Origin of the sequence: Paenibacillus sp. FSL L8-0638 (assembly GCF_038593075.1) — a bacterium.
Lineage (GTDB): Bacteria > Bacillota > Bacilli > Paenibacillales > Paenibacillaceae > Paenibacillus > Paenibacillus polymyxa_D.
The window spans coordinates 5,287,755-5,306,353 of sequence record NZ_CP151960.1; the positions used below are offsets into that span (position 1 = coordinate 5,287,755).

An 18,599-nucleotide genomic window follows, 5' to 3' on the forward strand; every position below is an offset into this window, starting at 1 on the left:
AACTTCTTGCGGTGATACAGCTGTAGCCCACTCACACCCTACAGCTGTATTCTTCCCTCCGCTACGATGCACTAAAATATAATAATTATTTCGATTCTTCATGCTCTATTTTGTACAGTCGCCACTGCCCGTCAAAGTCATGTACCAACGAGGCCCACGGCGCTCCCTTTTCGAACAAATCAGGATAGCTCCGGTTTACCTGATCCAGCGGTACCCCATCCACCAAGCGCGTGACCAAGACATAATCCACCTTGGAAGCAGGCAGATCTATTAAAGATTCCCCAAAATCATAATCACTCGTAATCATAAATTTCTTCGGAATTTTGCTGCTCAAAATGATCGGATAGGCGGCATAAGAATCTGTCAAAATAAGAGATGAACCATAATACTCATCCAGCCACGGCGCTATTTTCCGCTCAATAATTTGACGTTCGTAGCTTTCATTACCACTATGCGTCAAATAGCTGTGTTCATCTGCTGCAATCGCGGGGTTCGTCAGTGCGTAGGATAACAAGCCTGCTGTTACCAACATTCCTGCTGTTACCAGAGAGATTCCGATCCCCCTCATTTTTCCCTTCAATAAACTTAGCTCATACGGCAACCAGGCAACCGTAATCGGGAATACATACATAAAATATCGGAACCAGCCAAACGAAGAATGCTTAAGCATCAGTAAAAGCTGAAGCCCGGGTACCGATAAAAAGATAGCCAGCAGCGTTAACGTGCTCCAACTCCACAGACGTTTGTCCAATAGGCGTATAAGCAAAATGGCAATTAACGGAGCCGCATACCATAAGGTTCGTTGCCCGACAAACTTTAGCATCAGCACAGGGTGAGCAAACATTTCTACAAAGCGCTGATCCTCCAGCAAAGCCGCTGATTGTGTGGAATTGGAATATTGCGAGCGTAAAAAGTAAAGCGGGTCGCCCATGATAATCCAGTTAAAAAAGAGCCACAACAAACCGGAAAAAACAAGTGGCAACAACAATAGAAGCCATGTCGCTTCCACCTTGTACAGGCGCTCTTTTAAAGACAATTCCATTCTAACCATCTCTCTGTTTGTACGCCACCGATGCAGAGAAAAAATCGTCAGTAATACGCCCAAAGCCAGCGCAACCCCCAGGGGAACTGCTTCGTAGCGAACCCAAAATGCCAATGCAAGCGCAAAACCGGATACGATCAAATTCGCCGCCTTGCGATCCTTCAACCACATACAAAATCGACTCACTGTCAACAGGATAAAAAAGATATATGGCGAGTCACTCAAGCCGTTGAAGCCAAACAGAAACATAAATGGATTCAGTGAAAATAATAGCGCAATCAGCAAGCTGGTTGCACCGTGAAGCCCCAACTGTTTGCCCGTCGCATACAATAATGCCGCGCTCGCCCCTGCAAACAGGCTGCTCACAATCACTGCCGCCAGCCCGTGGGAAGCGAGTACTGGAAATAAAGGATAAAACAACAGCACAATCAGTTCCATCAAACTGGGCAGGGGATTCCATACAAACCCGATAGCACCCAAGTGTGGATCACGACTGTATAGCACATAAAATGCGTTAGCCACTCGACTGAGCGCATCGGTATGCATATAACCAAGATACCATGCAAAATACACGCCCACGGCCAGTTCAAGAGCAGTAATACAAGCAAACAATGATAGAAATTTTCCGCGTTTTCTTAAAATCATGAAACCTCTTTCTGACGCTGTTGCGGAACGGAGAAGATCCAGTAGCGGTTCCAGAAATAATTATGAACAGGCACGATGATGGTAGTTAGTACTTCACCGATCAGATACGACCAACCGATCCAGTGAATGGTCACGTACATCAGGGCGGCATTTAAGAGTAAGCCACAGGTACAGACCAATAAATATTTAAGAAACTGGGTGCGACTTCCCTCACCGGTAGGCTCGAACGTCCAGTTTCGGTTCAGCACATAGGAAACGAGCAGCGTAACCACGAATCCTACTGTAGTAGCCATTACTGCAGGTACCGTAAACAGCTCCACCAGCAGCACAAGTACACCAACATGGATACCTGTACCTAGCAGTCCCACAATGCCGTATTTAATGATTGGATACTTTAGATATGAACGTCTGATCATGTTGATTAAACTCCCTGTCCACCCACAATCGGTCAGCATTCGCCCGTTTGTCTGCAATTAGATAACGGGGTCTGGCTTTAACTTCGTGATATATGGCGGCAATATATTCTCCTACTACTCCGATCGACAGCATGAGTACACTGCCGATAATCAAGAGCAGCAAAATGACAGTGGTAAAACCGGTCACAGCGTCACCCATTAATTTACGCATTAAGGTCTGAATCCCCAATACGACTGAAATCAGCATAAAAATGAGGCCCATCAGACTTACAACCCGCAATGGTACTGTCGAAAACGAAACGATCGCTTCTGCTGCCAGTCGAGTCAGCCCTAACGGACTCCAGCGGCTTGGACCCTCTTCGCGTGGAGCCACTCGGAATGAAATCTGGGTTTTACGGAAACCGAGCCAGGCCGTCATTCCGCGAAAAAACGGCATCCGCTCTGGCATCGCCATCCAGGCATCCACCACTCGTCGATCCAGTAGCTTATAATCGGAGGCATCCTTGAGATTAAAGCCCGTCAAGCGGTTCAAGGTCGCGTAGAACAAAGAAGCTCCAAGCTTTTTGCCCACCGACTCTTCTCCCCGGAATTCTTTCACACATTCGACCAAATCATAACCTTCATTTTGCCATAAACGCACCATTTCTCCAATCATCTCAGGAGGGTGCTGCAAATCACCGTCCATGACAATGATTGCATCGCCAGAGGCATTTTCCAGACCTGCGCACAACGCCAGTTCCTTACCGAAGTTCCGACTCAACCGGAGCGCGAGCAAAGAGGGCATTCGATGGGATAATTCAGACAATTTAAGCCACGTATCGTCCTTGGAACCATCATCTACAATGATGAGTTCATAGCGTGAGGTGACAACAGACAGTACCCCATCAATCACCTTAAGTGAACGCTCAAGATGCGAGCTTTCATTGTACATGGGAATGACGACGGATAAAAAAGGTGTTTTTGTCTCCATTCTTGCTCCTTCTTTCTTCATATTCAGGAGGACTGTGCCGGGGTATCATCCAAGTCGTGCATATCGGTCAGACCATGTGTCGTCTTTTCCCAATAGAACGGCTTGGTAATGAGCTGCCAAGCTGCTTTCACCGCAGCTATACTCATTAGTACCCAATATAACGGCGAGAGTAGCCCATATTTGACCATCGCGTATGAAAATGTTCGTTCACCGCGCTCTTCCAGTTCCCCGATGACCCAATACATTCCGGCCACGTTACTGAATACGAACAGAAAGTTACCGATATAAAATTCCGCACTGGCCAGGTAATACACATATCCCGGGAACAGCTTGGGAATAAAGGACAATTCCCAGCCAAACCATAAAATAAGCAAGCCCCAAAAAATCGGATTCAGCAACGGCAACATCGGAGTTGCCAAAATCATCACCTGAAAGCCGAAAAAACCTTTCCAGCCCACTTCGCGCACCAGCTTCACCGGATTGCGCATATGAACCAGCCACGTCTGCATATAGCCCTTGATCCAGCGTGACCGCTGACGAATCCAGTTGCCCACGCGGCTGTTAGCTTCCTCCCATGTGCGGGAATCGACAATAGCAGTTTTGTAGCCGCCTTTATACAGACGTATGCCCAGATCGGCATCCTCGGTTACATTATAGGGGTCCCACGCATTAATATCTTTCAATACAGATACCCGAAAATGATTGGATGTGCCACCTAAAGGAATTGGGGTATCTAACTGCATAATACCCGGCAGCAGTAGCTCGAACCACATACTGTATTCTTGAGTGAACCAGCGGGTCAGCAAATTTTGTGTACTATTAAAATAGTTGAGCTTCGCCTGAATACACGCATAATGCTCAGGGAGTGAATCGAACGCTGCAATGACCTTTTTAAGCTGATCAGCGTCGGGACGATCCTCAGCATCGTAAATCACGACAAACTCGCCACGTGCCCGAATAAGTCCATAATTACATGCCTTCGGCTTGGTTTTCGGCAAACCGTCTGGAACGACCAGTGTCGTGTAATAGGCCGGCAGCTTCATTTCCCGAAGTAGCTCGATCGTCTCAATGTCATCCTCTTCAATCAGCAGCCGCACGTCCAGCTTGGACTTGGGATAATCCAGCTGCTCCAAATTTCGCAACAACATCGGAAGCACGCCCGCTTCCTTATACATAGGTACAAGAATGGTATAGATCGGCAGTTTCTTTTCATCCATGGCGTCAACCTCTTCCTTCGTAAAACGAAGCTGCGCCCCACGCCGGGAACCAAGATAAATAATGCCAAATTTAAATAGCGTCATCGCAAAATAAAACAGCTGAATCATCATATTGATGATCAACACCGTTTTCCAACTGTTCCAGAAGAGACCGAGCAGTGTAATCATACCCATGGCTGCGAACACCCAAAGTTGCCCCTTTGTAAAAGTCGTCCGCGCCGAATTGTGCGGTTCTTTTTCCAACAGCCCGGTTGTGCTCTCCTGCATCATTTCTTCACCGTAGATTTTACCCCAGAGCTGCTCCATCTCTTCCTTCGTAGCAAGCACCTGCTCTACCGGCATACCCAGAATTTCCTCCAGCTTCAAGCGTCGCTCTTCTGGCAGCGGATCGCTGACCGCCACAATATATCGGTTCATATATTGATGGATAACGACCACGCCATAAGCCATTGCCACTTGCTCGGGTAGTTTGTACGCCGCATCCAGCGCGAGTTCCTCACCAATACGCCCGATTCGGTTCTGTGTAGCAATCGCGCGGTACAAATCCGCAGGTTCCAGCATTTGCAATGACAGCAAGATGTCGCCCAGCAGCCCGCCGCTCTTCGCCTGGAACTCCAGTGCGCGTTCCAGTTGTTCCGGTAATATATAGCCGGAACGAACCAGCATATCGCCTAGGCGCTCCTTGGACTCGTCGCCGCCAACCTGTTCCTGTAGCTGCTCGGCTGTAATGAAGCCCATTTCTACAAGAATATCGCCCAGCCTACCACCGTAGCGCTTCTGGTTGCGGATGGCATCTGTCAGCTGATCGCGGGTGATCATCCCGTTCTCCACCAGTTGATCCCCCAGACGGGCCTTGCCGTTTCGGCCGCTCCGCGTTCCTGTTGCGGCCTCTTCGCCTTCCGTACCAGGGATACTGGAAGCAGTGACCATAGCAGCTCCTGCTGCTGTCTGTTCCTGGCCAGATGCATATTGGACTTGAGCCTCCTGCGCCTGTCCATCCTGTATCCCTTCATCCAGCAATTGTTCCACAGCTGCTGCTGTATCATTGGCGTTCCGTATAGCCTGGATACGAAGTTCTGTATCCTGAAGTCGCCGTTCCAACTCTTCGATATGAAAATCAAGCTTGTACAGCACCGGAGCCTGCTCTGACCGCTGAGCCTCTAGCTGTTGTTGCAGTTGTTCGATTCGCTGACGCTCTTCTTTTATTCTTCTCTTGGTTTGGCGAATTGAAACTCCTCCAACCTGCCACCTAAGCTTGTCACCCATGAATTCCCGCCCTTTCAATCCAGCGCCGCTCTTCCGCAAGCGCATCTGCAAGCAGCTGCTTTAACTCCGCATCCCGATGCTTTTTCCGTTCCAGCGCCGCGTGAAAAAGTTCCCGCTCCTCGCGCAGTAACTCCTCCGCTTGTATCCGTTCCTCATGCAATGAAGATATCAGTTGATCGGCTTCAGAAGCGCGATAACCGATCCAAGCGCTCTTTAACTGACGCGCCGTCCTTTTAGTTCTCATAATACCTCCCTGAATCATCCCGACTCTGTCTTTTGCTACGTCACTACTTTAAAGCATATACATGCCGTTCTCACAAAACCAGGACATACCTCTGTTCTCATTCAAGCCCTTCATTTACACATTTATGAAATTTACTTGACCAAAAGAGCCCCTAGTAACTTGACATTTATTTATTGAATATAGTTCTTGTCCTATTGAATTGGTAATTCAATGAAAAACTTAGTGCTATTCTACCATAATCATCGTAGACGTAGTATACAAAAATGTAAATTCTAGAAACTTTCACACTAGCGTAGTAATAGGTATTTAGAACTATAAATTAATGCCCCAAAAAGCACAAAAGACACCGCGAACGGTGCCTTAGAATCTTTGATTGCTAATTCCTTAAAATTTAATTTTACACAGTATCCCGCTACTGTGCAAGAGAATAATATCTTTCTTTACTGATTAATTTTTCGGCTTGTGCCCTTCAAACCATGTTGATGTATTCGCCAGGAGCTGTTCACTGCGCCCAATGGCTGCCTGTACCTGACCGGTAGCGGTTCCACCATATACATTCCGTGCATTCACTACCGCTTCCGGTTGAAGTACCTCATAGATACGCTCATCAAACAGATCCGAAAACTGCTGAAATTCGTCCAGTGTCAGATCAAGCAAATACTTTCCATGCTGGATGCAATACAGTACGGTTTTGCCAATGACCTCATGCGCCTGACGGAACGGAAGCCCTTTGCCGACCAAGAAGTCCGCAATATCCGTTGCATTGGAGAAGTCCTGGTTGACCGCTTGACGCATGCGATCCTTGTTCACCTTCATCGTGGCGATCATCGGTGCGAACAGTTGCAAGGCTCCTTCCAGCGTGGCAACGGTATCGAACATCCCTTCCTTGTCTTCCTGCATGTCCTTGTTGTATGCCAGCGGCAAGGATTTCAATACAGTCAACAAGCCCACGAGGTTTCCATAGACACGTCCGGTTTTACCACGTACCAACTCCGGTACGTCCGGATTTTTCTTCTGCGGCATAATGCTGCTGCCTGTACAAAAAGCATCATCCAGCTCGACAAAACCAAACTCCGTGCTGCTCCATAGCACCAATTCTTCGCTCAGACGAGACAAATGCGTCATAATCAGCGAGGCGCCAGCCAGGAACTCTACGATAAAATCCCGATCGCTGACGGCATCGAGGCTATTTTCATATACGCCATCAAATCCCAGTTGCTCGGCTACAAAATGACGGTCGATCGGAAAAGTGGTCCCAGCCAAAGCACCCGCGCCGAGCGGCAACACGTTAATCCGCTTGTAGCTGTCTTTGAGTCGGTCAATATCACGCTCCAGCATAGACACATACGCCAGCAGATGATGTGCAAATAAAATAGGCTGCGCACGCTGCAAGTGTGTGTATCCAGGTACAATCGTGTCCAGATTATCCTTTGCTTGGCCGATTAATGCAGATTGTACATCATGCAGCATACCCACCAGCGATACCACACGTCCACGCAAATACAGGTGCATATCCGTTGCTACCTGATCGTTACGGCTACGCCCAGTGTGTAGTTTACCCCCCACTGGACCAATAGCCTCGATTAGATTTTTTTCGATATTCATGTGAATATCCTCATCCGAAACGGAATATTCAATTTCCCCACAGCGGATACGCTCCAGAACGGTGTGCAGTCCTTCCTTGATCGTGTCTGCATCCTCCTGAGGAATAATTCCACATTTCCCTAGCATGGCCACATGAGCCAAACTGCCTTGAATATCTTCTTCCGCCAACGCCTGATCAAACCCGATAGAAGCCGTATATTCCTCTACCAGCTTGTTCGTTTGCTTCGTAAACCGTCCGCCCCATAGCTTACTCATTGTATGATCCCCTCTCTGCAATACAAGCCGCCCTCGTCGTTTGGACAAGAACGGCCCGCATCCCGTACATTTTTTAGGTTACATCATTATTTATGATTTTGTGTTACACCCGCATTGACCTTCAAACGCAGAGCATTCAAGCGGATAAAGCCTGTTGCATCGCCTTGATCGTAGGCTTGTGTCGGATCGGCTTCCATGGTCGCAATGTCCGGGTTGTACAAGCTAACCGGACTTTTAACGCCTGCGCCGATAATGTTGCCTTTGTACAGCTTCACACGCACGGTACCACTGACATTTTTCTGACTCTCATGAACCAGAGCCTGCAAAGCGACACGTTCCGGTGCGAACCAGAAACCGTTGTAAACCAAGGTAGCATAACGGGTAATCAGACTATCACGCAGATTCATAACCTCGCGATCCATCGTGATGGATTCCATTTTGCGGTGAGCTGTGAACAGAATCGTACCGCCCGGCGTCTCATAGACTCCCCGGCTTTTCATACCAACAAAACGGTTTTCCACCATATCCACGCGTCCGATACCATGCTTGCCGCCGAGCTCATTCAGTTTTTCCATCACTTGCAGTGGATTTAGCCGTTCTCCATTCAAAGCGACGCAGTTGCCTGCTTCAAATTCCAACTCCAAATATTCGGCTTCATCAGGAGCGTCCTCAGGCGCGTTGCTGAGCAAGAACATTTCTTTATTTTCAGGAGCACTTGGATCAAACCAAGGGTCCTCCAGCACGCCGCTTTCATAGCTGATATGCAGCAGATTACGGTCCATGGAGTATGGCTTGGCTGCAGAAGCAGTTACCGGAATGTCGTGTTTTTCCGCATAGGCAATCATTTCTGCACGGCCCGGGAACTGATTGCGGAACTCTTCCAGCCGCCAAGGTGCAATCACCTTGATATCCGGCGTCAACGCCGCCGCGTTCAGCTCGAAGCGTACCTGATCGTTACCTTTGCCTGTTGCCCCGTGAGCAATGGCTGTTGCTCCCTCGGCAATCGCAATATCGACCATCCGCTTAGCGATCAATGGACGTGCAATACTCGTTCCGAGCAAATATTGCCCTTCATATAAAGCACCCGCCTGAAACATCGGATAGATAAAATCCTTGGCGAATTCATCACGCAGATCATCAATGTACACTTTGGAAGCCCCTGTAGCGAGTGCTTTTTCCTCCAAACCGTCCAGTTCTTCTTTTTGACCAATATCTGCGGTGAAAGCGATGATTTCAGCATCATAAGTTTCTTTGAGCCATTTCAGAATAACCGACGTATCCAGACCGCCGGAATATGCGAGTACGATTTTTTCTTTTGCCATTGTTAAAGTCCTCCCCGAATGCTTACCTTTATCTTCTTTACCTATCAATACCTATCAATCTTATGCCATTAAAGCAACTAACAGCGCTTTTTGCGCATGCAGACGATTCTCTGCTTCATCAAAGATGACCGAATTCGGACCATCGATTACGCCTGCGCTCACTTCTTCCCCACGATGCGCAGGGAGACAATGCAGGAATAAATAATCCGGCTTTGCAAGCTTGACCAGCTCTTCATTCACCTGAAAGTCGGCAAAAGCAAGCTCCCGCTCCTTCTGCTCTTCCTCAAACCCCATGCTCGCCCACACATCTGTGTAGATCGCATCCGCATCTTGTACCGCTTCCTGCGGATTTTGGGTTATAACGATTTCACTACCTGTCTGTTTGGCAATTTCACGGGAAGCTGCGACCACACTCGGGTCAGGCTCGTATCCAGCTGGACTTGCAATCGACACATGCACTCCAAGCTTCGCTCCCCCAATCAAGAGAGAATGAGCCATATTGTTACCGTCTCCGATATAAGCCAATTTGAGCCCTTTTAGCTTACCCTTTTGCTCATACAAGGTTTGATAATCAGCTAGCACTTGGCACGGATGCGCCAAATCACTCAATCCATTGATCACAGGAACGGACGCATAATGTGCCAACTCTACGACATTATCGTGTCCAAAGGTACGAATCATAATGCCATCCAGATACCGTGACATGACTTGGGCCATGTCGCTAATCGGTTCGCCGCGTCCCAGTTGAATGTCATTTTTGCTGAGGAAAAGGGCATGCCCGCCCAATTGATACATACCGACCTCGAAAGATACCCGTGTACGTGTAGAGGATTTCTCGAAAATCAGTCCGAGCGTTTTCCCTTTTAGCGGCTGATAGGTTTCCCTGTTTTTATGCTTACGCTTAATTTCAACAGCGAGATCAATTAAATACTGGATTTCTTCTGGCGAGTAATCGTCCAGCTCCAGGAAGTCCCGTCCTTTCAAATTCATCTGCTGCAGTGCGCCGCCCTGGCTCATGCTATCGTCTCCTTTTACACTCTAGTCTAGGATAATTTAACCTTTACACTAAGCCACATGCTCCCGAATCAATTCAGCAATCCATGTTACAGCCTGATCTATTTCGTTTTTCGTTACATACAAGTTAGGCAACAGACGAATCACGTTTGGTCCTGCTGTAATGAACAGAATGCCCTTCTTCTGTCCTGCCAAAACAAGCTCCGCTACCGGTTCTACACACTCAATGCCGACCATCAGACCTTTTCCACGAATATCCTTTACAAAAGAACTATCACCAAGCTGCTTTTGCAGACTATGGAAGAGGTAATCTCCCATCTCAGCTGCACGTTCTGGCAGCTTGTCATCAATAATCGTTTCAATAGTAGCTTGAACCGCTGCCATAGCAAGTGGCGTACCTCCAAAGGTAGAACCATGACTGCCCGCTGTGAACGCTTCACGCAAATATCCTTTACCTAGCATCGCACCCACAGAGAACCCACTGCCCAGTCCTTTCGCCAATGTAAAGATATCCGGCTCTATACCATAATGCTCAAAGGAAAACAGCTTGCCCGTCCGGCCCATACCTGTTTGCACCTCATCAATGATCAGCAGCAAACCATGCTCGCGGCACAGCTTTGTGATTACATCTACGAAAGCAGGGTCTACCGGATACATGCCGCCTTCGGCTTGCACCATTTCCAGCATAATTGCCGCTGTATTCTCATTGATGGCTGCTTCGAGCGCAGCCTGATCATGAAGCGGAACGCTTTTGAATCCGGCGGGAAGCGGTAAAAAGCCTTCTTTCACTTTGTCCTGACCCGTAGCGGTCAAGGTTGCCAGCGTCCGTCCGTGAAAGGATTGCGTGAACGTAATAATTTCGTAGCGACCGGTCTGCTTTACCTTCTGGTGGTAACGACGCGCCAGCTTAATTGCAGCTTCGTTCGCTTCGGCCCCGCTGTTGCAGAAGAACACAGCATCTGCGCTGCTATGGGCTGTCAGCAAGGCAGCTGCCCGTTCCTGCCCCGGTATATGAAACAGATTGGATACATGCCACAATTCATCGATCTGTTTTTTCAATCGTTCAGCTACTGCTTGAGGCGCATGGCCCAGATTAGTAACGGCGATGCCTGACATGAAATCCAGATAACGCTTGCCCTGATCGTCCCACAGCCAGCTTCCTTGCCCTTTCACCAGGGTGAGCGGGTATCTTGCGTAGTTTGGAAAAAGAGAGCTATTTGTCTGCGCTTTTGCCGACACCTTTTCCGTTTGCACTTCGCTTCCATCCGTACTTGGCATTTCCACGCTCACCAGCGTATTCGGTTCCTTACTCATTATGTTCACGCTCCTTTATCGTTTGGTTATATAGGTCGAGCTATATATATTACAATTACTGCATACGCACGATGCGTGTTCCAATCGATTCTCCGCCTAGCACACGACTTAGTACCTGCGGTTCGCTACCGTTCACAATGACGACTTCCTTCACTTTGCCGTGGATACAGGCAATAGCCGCTCTCACTTTCGGGATCATACCCCCATATATTTCACCTGTGCTGATCATATCCTCAATCTCCTGTACGGTGATAGAGTCCAGCACTTTCTTTTCTCCGCCATACTTCTTCAATATGCCTGGTACATCTGTAACGACGATCATCCGACTGACCCCCAGATGAGAGGCTACCGCACCCGCAGCTGTATCCGCATTAATGTTGTAACGCTGACCAGTACGATCAATCCCGATGGGGGCAATAACAGGCATATAGTCCATATCCAGGACACCTGTAATAATCGAGGCTTGAACAGATGTTACCTCTCCGACCCAACCGACCTCAGCAGCATTCGACACAGGCTTGGCTTCGATTAAATAACCATCACTGCCTGACAACCCCAACGCTCTGCCCCCATGCAGCCCTATTCTACGTACAATCTGCTTGTTAATGCTACCCGCCAGTACCATCTCCACGACATCCAGCACGGGTTCGGTCGTTTTGCGTAATCCATGAATGAACTCTGTTTCGATCCCCAGCTTCGCCAAGTTGTCGGAGATCGCAGGGCCACCGCCATGTACAATGACAGGTTGAAGACCTTCCGACTGCAAACGCGCCAAATCTTCAAAAAAGGAATCAGGTAACGCAGCCAGCGTACTTCCTCCACATTTCATCACAAAATTACGACGTGCCACTCCCGCATGATTCGCTTGATCCGCGTGTTCCACTGCCGATTGCATATCATCTCTCCTTTTCTTCTCTGCATATCCGTGCAATTTTCAAATGATGCTGGACTTATATCCGCTCTTTGCTTCTATTAAATACTATCCTTAATTTAATCCGTATTTTATTCTGGTATCTATGTCCGATAAGCTGCGTTAATCCGCACATAATCATAGGTTAGATCGCAGCCCCACGCTGTAGCGGTTCCGTCCCCGTGATGCAAGTCAACAATAATTTGCACCGTATCTCCCCGCAAATAGGCTAGCGCCTCTTCTTCATCAAAAGCGACCGGACTTGATTGGCTTAGCACAACAATATCACCCAAGCGAATATCTACCGTTTCTGGATTAACTGGCTCTCCAGCACGCCCTACGGCCGCAATAATCCGTCCCCAATTCGCATCTGCTCCGAAGACGGCTGACTTGACCAGACTGGACCCAACCACCGTCTTGGCTATCGCTTGAGCGGACGCATCGCTTACCGCTCCGCTTACAGACACCTCTACTAGCTTCGTAGCACCCTCTCCATCGCGAGCAATTGCCTTCGCCAGTTCTCGGCAGATATAGGTGAACGCCTCGGCAAAAGCGTCCCAATCGGGATGCCCTACGTGCAGTTCACGGTTGCCAGCCAGTCCGCTGGCCATGGCGATTAGCATATCGTTCGTGCTCGTATCCCCATCCACCGTAATCATATTAAAGCTAGCATCCGTTGCCTGCTTTAATAGTTGATGAAGCGCCGTCTGTTCGATTACTGCATCACAGGTCATAAAAGCGAGCATCGTTGCCATATTCGGATGTATCATGCCCGATCCCTTGGCCGCCCCGGCGATGTGTATGGTCACACCGTCCACTTCAATCGCCACACACGCTTCCTTTTTAACCAAATCCGTTGTCAGAATGGCTTGCGTAAATTGCTCTGCTCCATCGTTTGCCCCGTTCATACGGTCAGGTAAGGAGGATATACCGCCAAGCACACAATCCATTTTCAAATGCTCGCCGATCACGCCTGTCGAGGCGACGGCTACATTGCTCTCAGCAACACCCAGTTCATGAGCCGCAGCCGAACGCATAGCGTAGGCATCCTTCTCTCCTTGTTGTCCCGTGCAGGCATTGGCGTTTCCGCTGTTCACCACTACTGCCTGCAATCGACCATCTGCCAAGCTCTCGCGGGTCACCTTCAGCGGTGCAGCCTGAAACACATTGGTGGTGTACACCGCAGCAGCTGTCGCTTCTACCTCGCAACGAATCGCGCCCATATCGTTGCGGTTCGAATTTTTTAGCCCGCAGTGTAATCCTCCGGCTGTAAAACCACGCGGAGTTACGATGTTACCCCCGTTTACTACTGTAAACTCTACTTTGCCCATAATTATGTGCCCTCGTTCGCAACATATTCGATGAATGGCAGCTGTTTGTATTCCAAATGCTCGCTCGCTGCCGCTATCCGTATCCATGTTGCAGTTACTTGCTACTTACGGATATACCGGTATGAAGCCCAGCCCGAGGTTCTCCTCCCATCCCATCATCAAATTTAAATTCTGAATCGCCTGCCCTGCGGCACCCTTCACAACATTATCAATGACAGAAATAATCGTAAGGCGCCCGGTTCGGGTATCTGCTGCAAAACCGATGTCACAGTAATTCGAACCCATTACTTCCTTCGTTGCTGGCCATATACCTTCGCCACGTACACGGACAAAAGGATGGCCTTTATAATAATCCCGGTATAACCCGATAAGATCTTGATCTGTATGATCACCCTTCAGCGTGACATAAATCGTGCTCATAATTCCTCGGGTCATGGGAACAAGTTGTGTTGTAAACGTAATCGTAACGTCCTCGCCCACAATATCACCCAGCACCTGTTCGATCTCAGGGATGTGCTGGTGCTTATTCACCTTATAAGCCTTAAAATTCTCGTTCATTTCCGCATAGTGCGAAACGAGGCTTGTTCCCCTACCCGAGCCGGATACCCCGGATTTGGCATCCACAATCAGCGACCGATGGTCGATCCAATCCGCTTTCAGCGCAGGAATAATCCCCAGTAATGTTGCAGTCGGATAACAGCCCGGATTTGAAATAAAAGAAACGCCCGCCAGCTTTTCTGCATACACCTCACTGAGTCCGTATACCGCTTGCTTGAGATATTCGGGTGAAGCCGCAGGCTTTTTATACCAAGCTTCATACATTTCCCCGCTTCGGAGCCTAAAGTCCCCGGAAAGGTCAATGACCTTCAGTCCGGCATCAAGAAGCTGCGGCACTAACTTGGTACTAACGCCCGATGGCGTAGCAGTGAAAACCAGATCGGCCTTAGCAGCAATTTCGTGGACTTCGACACCGTCCAAATCCTGCACTACAATGTCCGTCAGATGTGGAAATCCGTCACTGATTGGGACACCCGCGCTGGACGAAGAAATAACAGATACAATCTCTACTTGCGGATGATGAACCAAAAAACGAATCAGCTCCACCCCGCCATACCCGGTGGAACCGACAATTGCCACTTTTAACTTGCTGCTCACAGACCTTCCTCCATTCCGTTCGTATGAAATATGTATTATTATACGACTCTATTTATATAAATACAACACCTCATGTCATGTTATTCCCCCTAATTTAAAATATGCGCTCCTGTCTATTCTTTTGACGGACAAGCTGTACGAGCTATAATAAAGGGAATAAAAAATGGACAGCGAACTTTTTGAATACAGCTTGCCATTTTGCATAAAGAATAAGGGGGATATTCCCTTTACATGATCTCACTTATTGGAGTTCATCTCGATTGGTCATTTGCTGCACTTTATGGACTTGTTGAACATGAAGGGAGTACATGTAGCACTACATACAAGAGGAAATCACATGGGCTGCATCTAGTGAATCTGCTCAGAGGAACCGCTGAAGCGGATAATTGGGGTCGAAAATAAACCTATACGTTAGGGGTGTTACAGATCGAAACATATACAGCGAATATCGTTATAGATGCAAAAGCAAAGTTAGGCGAGGGTCCCAGCTGGGATCAGCGGTTTCAACGTTTATTTTGGGTCGATATTAAAGGCCTTCAATTGCATATCTACGATCCTTCTACATGCACAGATCGTACAATAAATGTTGGTGAACATATTGGTGCAGTTGTACCTTATCTCAAAAATAAAGTGATCGTAGCGCTGATTAGCGGTCTATATTGTTTAGATATTGAGACAGGGGCCAAAGTATTAATTCATGATCCTGAGGAAGGTAGACTAGGTAATCGTTTTAATGATGGAAAATGCGATCCTGCCGGACGTTTTTTAGCAGGAACCATGAGTCTAAATGGCGAACATGCGCAAGGAGCATTGTATAGTCTGAACACTAAAGGCCATGTCTCCTTACTGATTGATAAAGCTTCCATATCTAATGGATTAGCCTGGAGCGCAGATCATCGTACAATGTATTACATTGATACTCCAACATTGGAGGTCGTCTCCTTCGATTACGATGTGGTGCAAGGAACTATTAGGAATAAGCAACTGGTGGCTAGATTGGATGAAAGTGAAGGGTATCCAGATGGCATGACAATCGATGCAGAGGGCATGTTGTGGGTCGCGAGATGGGGTGGTAAACGTGTCTCCCGTATCCATCCTGCTCATGGAGAAGTAATTGCTGAGGTATCACTTCCCGTCAATTGTGTGACTTCGTGCGCTTTTGGCGGTGAACAGCTGGATGAGTTATATATTACGACTGCTCAAGATGATGATAGTGCCGATCAACCATTAGCAGGCGGCCTATTTATGGTCAAAACAGGGGTAAAAGGAACGCCTACCTCGTATTTTAATCAAGGACAAACGGCAAATTGGCTTGAACGATTAGTAAAATGAATCTAGTAAAGCATGCTGAAGAGAGAAGAGCCTACTATATTAGTGGGCTCTCCTGCATGGATTCAGTTAAGAGCATGCCTCCAGAAGGCCCTCTTTGTTTCAGCTTTCCTTCTTAAACCCTTCACCCAATACCTCACGAGTATTACTTATTATCACAAAAGCTTCCGGGTCTACCAAGCGGACGAGCGTTTTAAGGCGAGTTACCTCGTTTTGTCCGACTACAACCATAAGCACAGGACGTTCTTCGTTCGTGTAACCGCCCCGTCCTGCCAGCTCTGTCAATCCTCGGTCCAAATCCTGCAAAATAGCCTGCGTGATCGTTTCTTTCTGATTGGATATGATGTAAGCCACTTTGGAGTAGCCCAATCCCATTTCCACGGCATCAATGACCTTGCCCGTTACAAACAAGCCGATCAACGCGTACAACGCCCGTTCTGGCGAGAGGGTAAAACCAGCCAGTGTAATCACCGTGCCATCCATCAACATGACACAGAGAGAAAGACTAAAACCCGTATATTTTTGAATAATCTGCGCCAAAATAGCCAGTCCACCCGTCGAGCCCCTGCCCCGAAACACGGTACCTAAACCCAATCCTACTCCGATTCCACCATATAGCGAAGCCAGCAACGGATTGGTTGTCGGAACTGCCCAATCCTTCGTAACATAAACGAATAGCGGCAGCATAATACTTCCCAGCAGAGAACGCAAACCGTATTTTTTCCCTAACAGCAGGACCCCTGCTATAAATAATGGAATATTCATTCCCCACTGCGTATAGGCTGGTTCCAGGCCAAACAGCTCCTCGCCCAAGATAGACAAGCCCGATACCCCCCCGGATGCAATCCGGTTTGGGAGCAAGAACATGTTAAAGGTCAGCGCTGTAATGAAAGAGCCGAGTATAATCAGCAAAATATCGGTCACGTTGCGTGCGGGTCCGCTGGCGGCAATCAGAGGCTTGCGTCGTCTTCGGCGAGCAGCGGGAGGATTCAATTGAGGCATCATTCGTGTTCTCCTTTAATTAAAAAATACCATTACACAAAAATTCCTACAGTCTGCAGGCACATGGTCTGCGGACTGTAGGAAAACGTACAGGCTATTATTCTGCGTCCAGCTTAATTTGGCTGCGCAGGTAACCATCGATGAAGGGATCGAGATCGCCATCCATGACAGCTCCTACGTTGCCAGTTTCCACGCTAGTACGGTGATCCTTAACCATGCTGTATGGATGGAACACGTAGGAGCGAATTTGACTGCCCCATGCAATATCGGACTGTTCTCCGCGGATTTCATCCAAATGCTGACGCTGCTCTTCGATCTTACGCTCGTAGAGCTTGGAACGGAGCATCGTCATGGCACGCTCTCGGTTCTTGATCTGGGAACGTTCATTTTGACAAGTCACGACAATACCGGAAGGTAAATGCGTAATCCGAACGGCTGAATCGGTCGTATTAATATGCTGACCGCCCGCACCACTGGCCCGGTACGTATCAATTTTAAGATCTTCCGTGCGGATCTCAACGTCCACATCATCCGCAATTTCAGGCACCACATCACAGGATACGAACGATGTATGCCGACGGCCGGAGGAATCAAATGGAGAGATACGAACAAGCCGATGCACGCCTTTCTCCGCTTTCAAATAACCATAGGCATTATAACCTTTGATCAATAGGGTTACGCTCTTAATCCCTGCTTCATCACCCGCTAGATAATCCAGGGTCTCTACCTTAAAGCCCCGTTTTTCAGCCCAGCGCGTATACATCCGTAGCAACATTTGTCCCCAGTCTTGGGACTCCGTTCCGCCTGCTCCCGGATGCAACTCCAGGATGGCATTAAGTTTGTCATACGGCTGATTCAAAAGCAATTGCAACTCAAACTCCTGAAGCTTGCTCAGCAGAGAACTGACACTGTTCTCGATTTCTCCAGCCAGTGTTTCATCGCCTTCCTCATCAGCCAGCTCAGCCATCATGCCAGCGTCTTCGTATTCCTGACGAAGCTGTTCATAGCTGTCTACTGAAGACTTAACAGCGTTCATTTCTGTAATTACACCTTGGGCTTTATCATTATCATCCCAAAAGTCAGGTGCAGCCATCTTTACTTCAAAGTTTGCGATCATTTCCTGTTTGAGATCTAAGTCAAAGAGACCCCCTAAGGTTTGTTAGTTTCTTGCCTATTTCTCGCAAATCATGCTTTACACTTGGATCAATCATGCTGTCATTCTCCTTTTAATATATGGTTAGGGGAAGTAAAAGCGTTGTGAGTTACGGCTGGTGGGTAGGCGCTGCGCGAATGATTTGATCTTACGATCGCTGTTGCAGCGAGATGCCCTTGATTGGATTAACACACTCAAAGGTGGGCATCTCACTGCAAAGGCGAACGCTGACGCTTCTCCAGATTCAAATCCTCCGCTTCGCTACCAACCGCCGTAAAGTCAAACGACTTATAGATAATCGGCTCAGGTATGTGAGCCGAGTCAAGAGCTGAATTAACTGACAAGCAAGCTAAGACCCGCTTGCTTGTCATAATTGTTTTCAAAAAATTTAAGAGCAATTAACCATCAT

16 protein-coding genes are annotated in these 18,599 nt (G+C 48.1%); 1 reads left to right on the forward strand and 15 read right to left on the reverse strand.

Translation table 11 applies throughout. The annotated features are described in order from the left end of the window. Positions 1-85: 85 nt before the first annotated feature. From MKY35_RS23550 to argC, 12 genes are all read right to left on the reverse strand, one after another. The gene (locus tag MKY35_RS23550; protein WP_342444951.1) at positions 86-1,687 is read right to left on the reverse strand and encodes a glycosyltransferase family 39 protein; all 1,602 of its coding nucleotides are present in this window, start codon (positions 1,685-1,687) and stop codon (positions 86-88) included. After that, entirely contained in the window at positions 1,684-2,103 is a 420-nt protein-coding gene (locus tag MKY35_RS23555) for a GtrA family protein (RefSeq protein WP_342444952.1), read from the reverse strand. The genes MKY35_RS23550 and MKY35_RS23555 overlap by 4 nt, the downstream gene beginning before the upstream one ends. Then, positions 2,066-3,073, reverse strand: a complete 1,008-nt coding sequence (locus MKY35_RS23560; RefSeq protein WP_029514557.1) for a glycosyltransferase family 2 protein — start codon at positions 3,071-3,073, stop codon at positions 2,066-2,068. Before MKY35_RS23560 ends, MKY35_RS23555 begins: the two co-directional genes overlap by 38 nt. Before the next feature lie 23 nt (positions 3,074-3,096). Beyond that, complete coding sequence (locus MKY35_RS23565) at positions 3,097-5,556, reverse strand: glycosyltransferase family 2 protein (RefSeq protein ID WP_318627920.1); 2,460 nt, start codon at positions 5,554-5,556, stop codon at positions 3,097-3,099. Continuing rightward, positions 5,549-5,800 (reverse strand): hypothetical protein, encoded by a 252-nt coding sequence (locus MKY35_RS23570; RefSeq protein WP_342444953.1) that lies wholly within the window; start codon positions 5,798-5,800, stop codon positions 5,549-5,551. The genes MKY35_RS23565 and MKY35_RS23570 overlap by 8 nt, the downstream gene beginning before the upstream one ends. Before the next feature lie 447 nt (positions 5,801-6,247). Further along, positions 6,248-7,660, reverse strand: a complete 1,413-nt coding sequence (gene argH, locus MKY35_RS23575) for an argininosuccinate lyase (protein WP_342444954.1) — start codon at positions 7,658-7,660, stop codon at positions 6,248-6,250. A gap of 86 nt (positions 7,661-7,746) precedes the next feature. Next, positions 7,747-8,982 (reverse strand): argininosuccinate synthase, encoded by a 1,236-nt coding sequence (locus tag MKY35_RS23580; protein ID WP_039271450.1) that lies wholly within the window; start codon positions 8,980-8,982, stop codon positions 7,747-7,749. Positions 8,983-9,042: 60 nt separating this feature from the next. After that, positions 9,043-9,999, reverse strand: coding sequence for an ornithine carbamoyltransferase (gene argF / locus MKY35_RS23585; RefSeq protein WP_342444955.1), 957 nt, complete (start codon positions 9,997-9,999; stop codon positions 9,043-9,045). 48 nt (positions 10,000-10,047) lie between these two features. Continuing rightward, positions 10,048-11,310, reverse strand: a complete 1,263-nt coding sequence (locus tag MKY35_RS23590) for an acetylornithine transaminase (RefSeq protein ID WP_342444956.1) — start codon at positions 11,308-11,310, stop codon at positions 10,048-10,050. A gap of 55 nt (positions 11,311-11,365) precedes the next feature. Next, on the reverse strand, positions 11,366-12,205 hold the full coding sequence (gene argB, locus MKY35_RS23595; protein WP_342444957.1) for an acetylglutamate kinase: 840 nt from the start codon (positions 12,203-12,205) through the stop codon (positions 11,366-11,368). Between the two features lie 119 nt (positions 12,206-12,324). Beyond that, positions 12,325-13,551, reverse strand: coding sequence for a bifunctional glutamate N-acetyltransferase/amino-acid acetyltransferase ArgJ (argJ, locus tag MKY35_RS23600; RefSeq protein WP_342444958.1), 1,227 nt, complete (start codon positions 13,549-13,551; stop codon positions 12,325-12,327). Positions 13,552-13,656: 105 nt separating this feature from the next. Continuing rightward, a complete protein-coding gene (gene argC, locus MKY35_RS23605; RefSeq protein ID WP_342444959.1) occupies positions 13,657-14,706 on the reverse strand; it encodes an N-acetyl-gamma-glutamyl-phosphate reductase in 1,050 nt (349 codons plus the stop codon). A 417-nt stretch (positions 14,707-15,123) separates the two neighbouring features. Between argC and MKY35_RS23610 the strand changes: the two genes are divergently transcribed. Then, the gene (locus tag MKY35_RS23610; protein WP_342444960.1) at positions 15,124-16,038 is read left to right on the forward strand and encodes an SMP-30/gluconolactonase/LRE family protein; all 915 of its coding nucleotides are present in this window, start codon (positions 15,124-15,126) and stop codon (positions 16,036-16,038) included. Between the two features lie 99 nt (positions 16,039-16,137). Here MKY35_RS23610 and MKY35_RS23615 read toward each other — a convergent pair whose 3' ends face one another. The 3 genes from MKY35_RS23615 to MKY35_RS23625 form a co-directional block, all read right to left on the reverse strand. Next, positions 16,138-17,037, reverse strand: coding sequence for a YitT family protein (locus MKY35_RS23615; RefSeq protein WP_069010671.1), 900 nt, complete (start codon positions 17,035-17,037; stop codon positions 16,138-16,140). Between the two features lie 97 nt (positions 17,038-17,134). Continuing rightward, a protein-coding gene (prfB, locus tag MKY35_RS23620) for a peptide chain release factor 2 (RefSeq protein ID WP_342444961.1) occupies positions 17,135-18,248 on the reverse strand; the annotation gives its coding sequence in 2 pieces (ribosomal slippage) (positions 17,135-18,175 and positions 18,177-18,248; 1,113 coding nt in all). A 151-nt stretch (positions 18,249-18,399) separates the two neighbouring features. Further along, on the reverse strand, positions 18,400-18,534 hold the full coding sequence (locus MKY35_RS23625; protein ID WP_258012365.1) for a hypothetical protein: 135 nt from the start codon (positions 18,532-18,534) through the stop codon (positions 18,400-18,402). Positions 18,535-18,599: the final 65 nt, after the last annotated feature.

Excerpts from the sequence above, each read along its gene's own strand:
- argB (WP_342444957.1), bottom strand. The coding sequence starts at position 12,205 with ATGCAATCGGCAGTGGAACACGCGGATCAAGCGAATCATGCGGGAGTG.
- argH (WP_342444954.1), bottom strand. The coding sequence starts at position 7,660 with ATGAGTAAGCTATGGGGCGGACGGTTTACGAAGCAAACGAACAAGCTG.
- MKY35_RS23560 (WP_029514557.1), bottom strand. The coding sequence starts at position 3,073 with ATGGAGACAAAAACACCTTTTTTATCCGTCGTCATTCCCATGTACAAT.
- MKY35_RS23580 (WP_039271450.1), bottom strand. The coding sequence starts at position 8,982 with ATGGCAAAAGAAAAAATCGTACTCGCATATTCCGGCGGTCTGGATACG.
- argJ (WP_342444958.1), bottom strand. The coding sequence starts at position 13,551 with ATGGGCAAAGTAGAGTTTACAGTAGTAAACGGGGGTAACATCGTAACT.
- MKY35_RS23615 (WP_069010671.1), bottom strand. The coding sequence starts at position 17,037 with ATGCCTCAATTGAATCCTCCCGCTGCTCGCCGAAGACGACGCAAGCCT.
- MKY35_RS23550 (WP_342444951.1), bottom strand. The coding sequence starts at position 1,687 with ATGATTTTAAGAAAACGCGGAAAATTTCTATCATTGTTTGCTTGTATT.
- MKY35_RS23590 (WP_342444956.1), bottom strand. The coding sequence starts at position 11,310 with ATGAGTAAGGAACCGAATACGCTGGTGAGCGTGGAAATGCCAAGTACG.
- MKY35_RS23565 (WP_318627920.1), bottom strand. The coding sequence starts at position 5,556 with ATGGGTGACAAGCTTAGGTGGCAGGTTGGAGGAGTTTCAATTCGCCAA.
- argF (WP_342444955.1), bottom strand. The coding sequence starts at position 9,999 with ATGAGCCAGGGCGGCGCACTGCAGCAGATGAATTTGAAAGGACGGGAC.
- MKY35_RS23570 (WP_342444953.1), bottom strand. The coding sequence starts at position 5,800 with ATGAGAACTAAAAGGACGGCGCGTCAGTTAAAGAGCGCTTGGATCGGT.
- MKY35_RS23555 (WP_342444952.1), bottom strand. The coding sequence starts at position 2,103 with ATGATCAGACGTTCATATCTAAAGTATCCAATCATTAAATACGGCATT.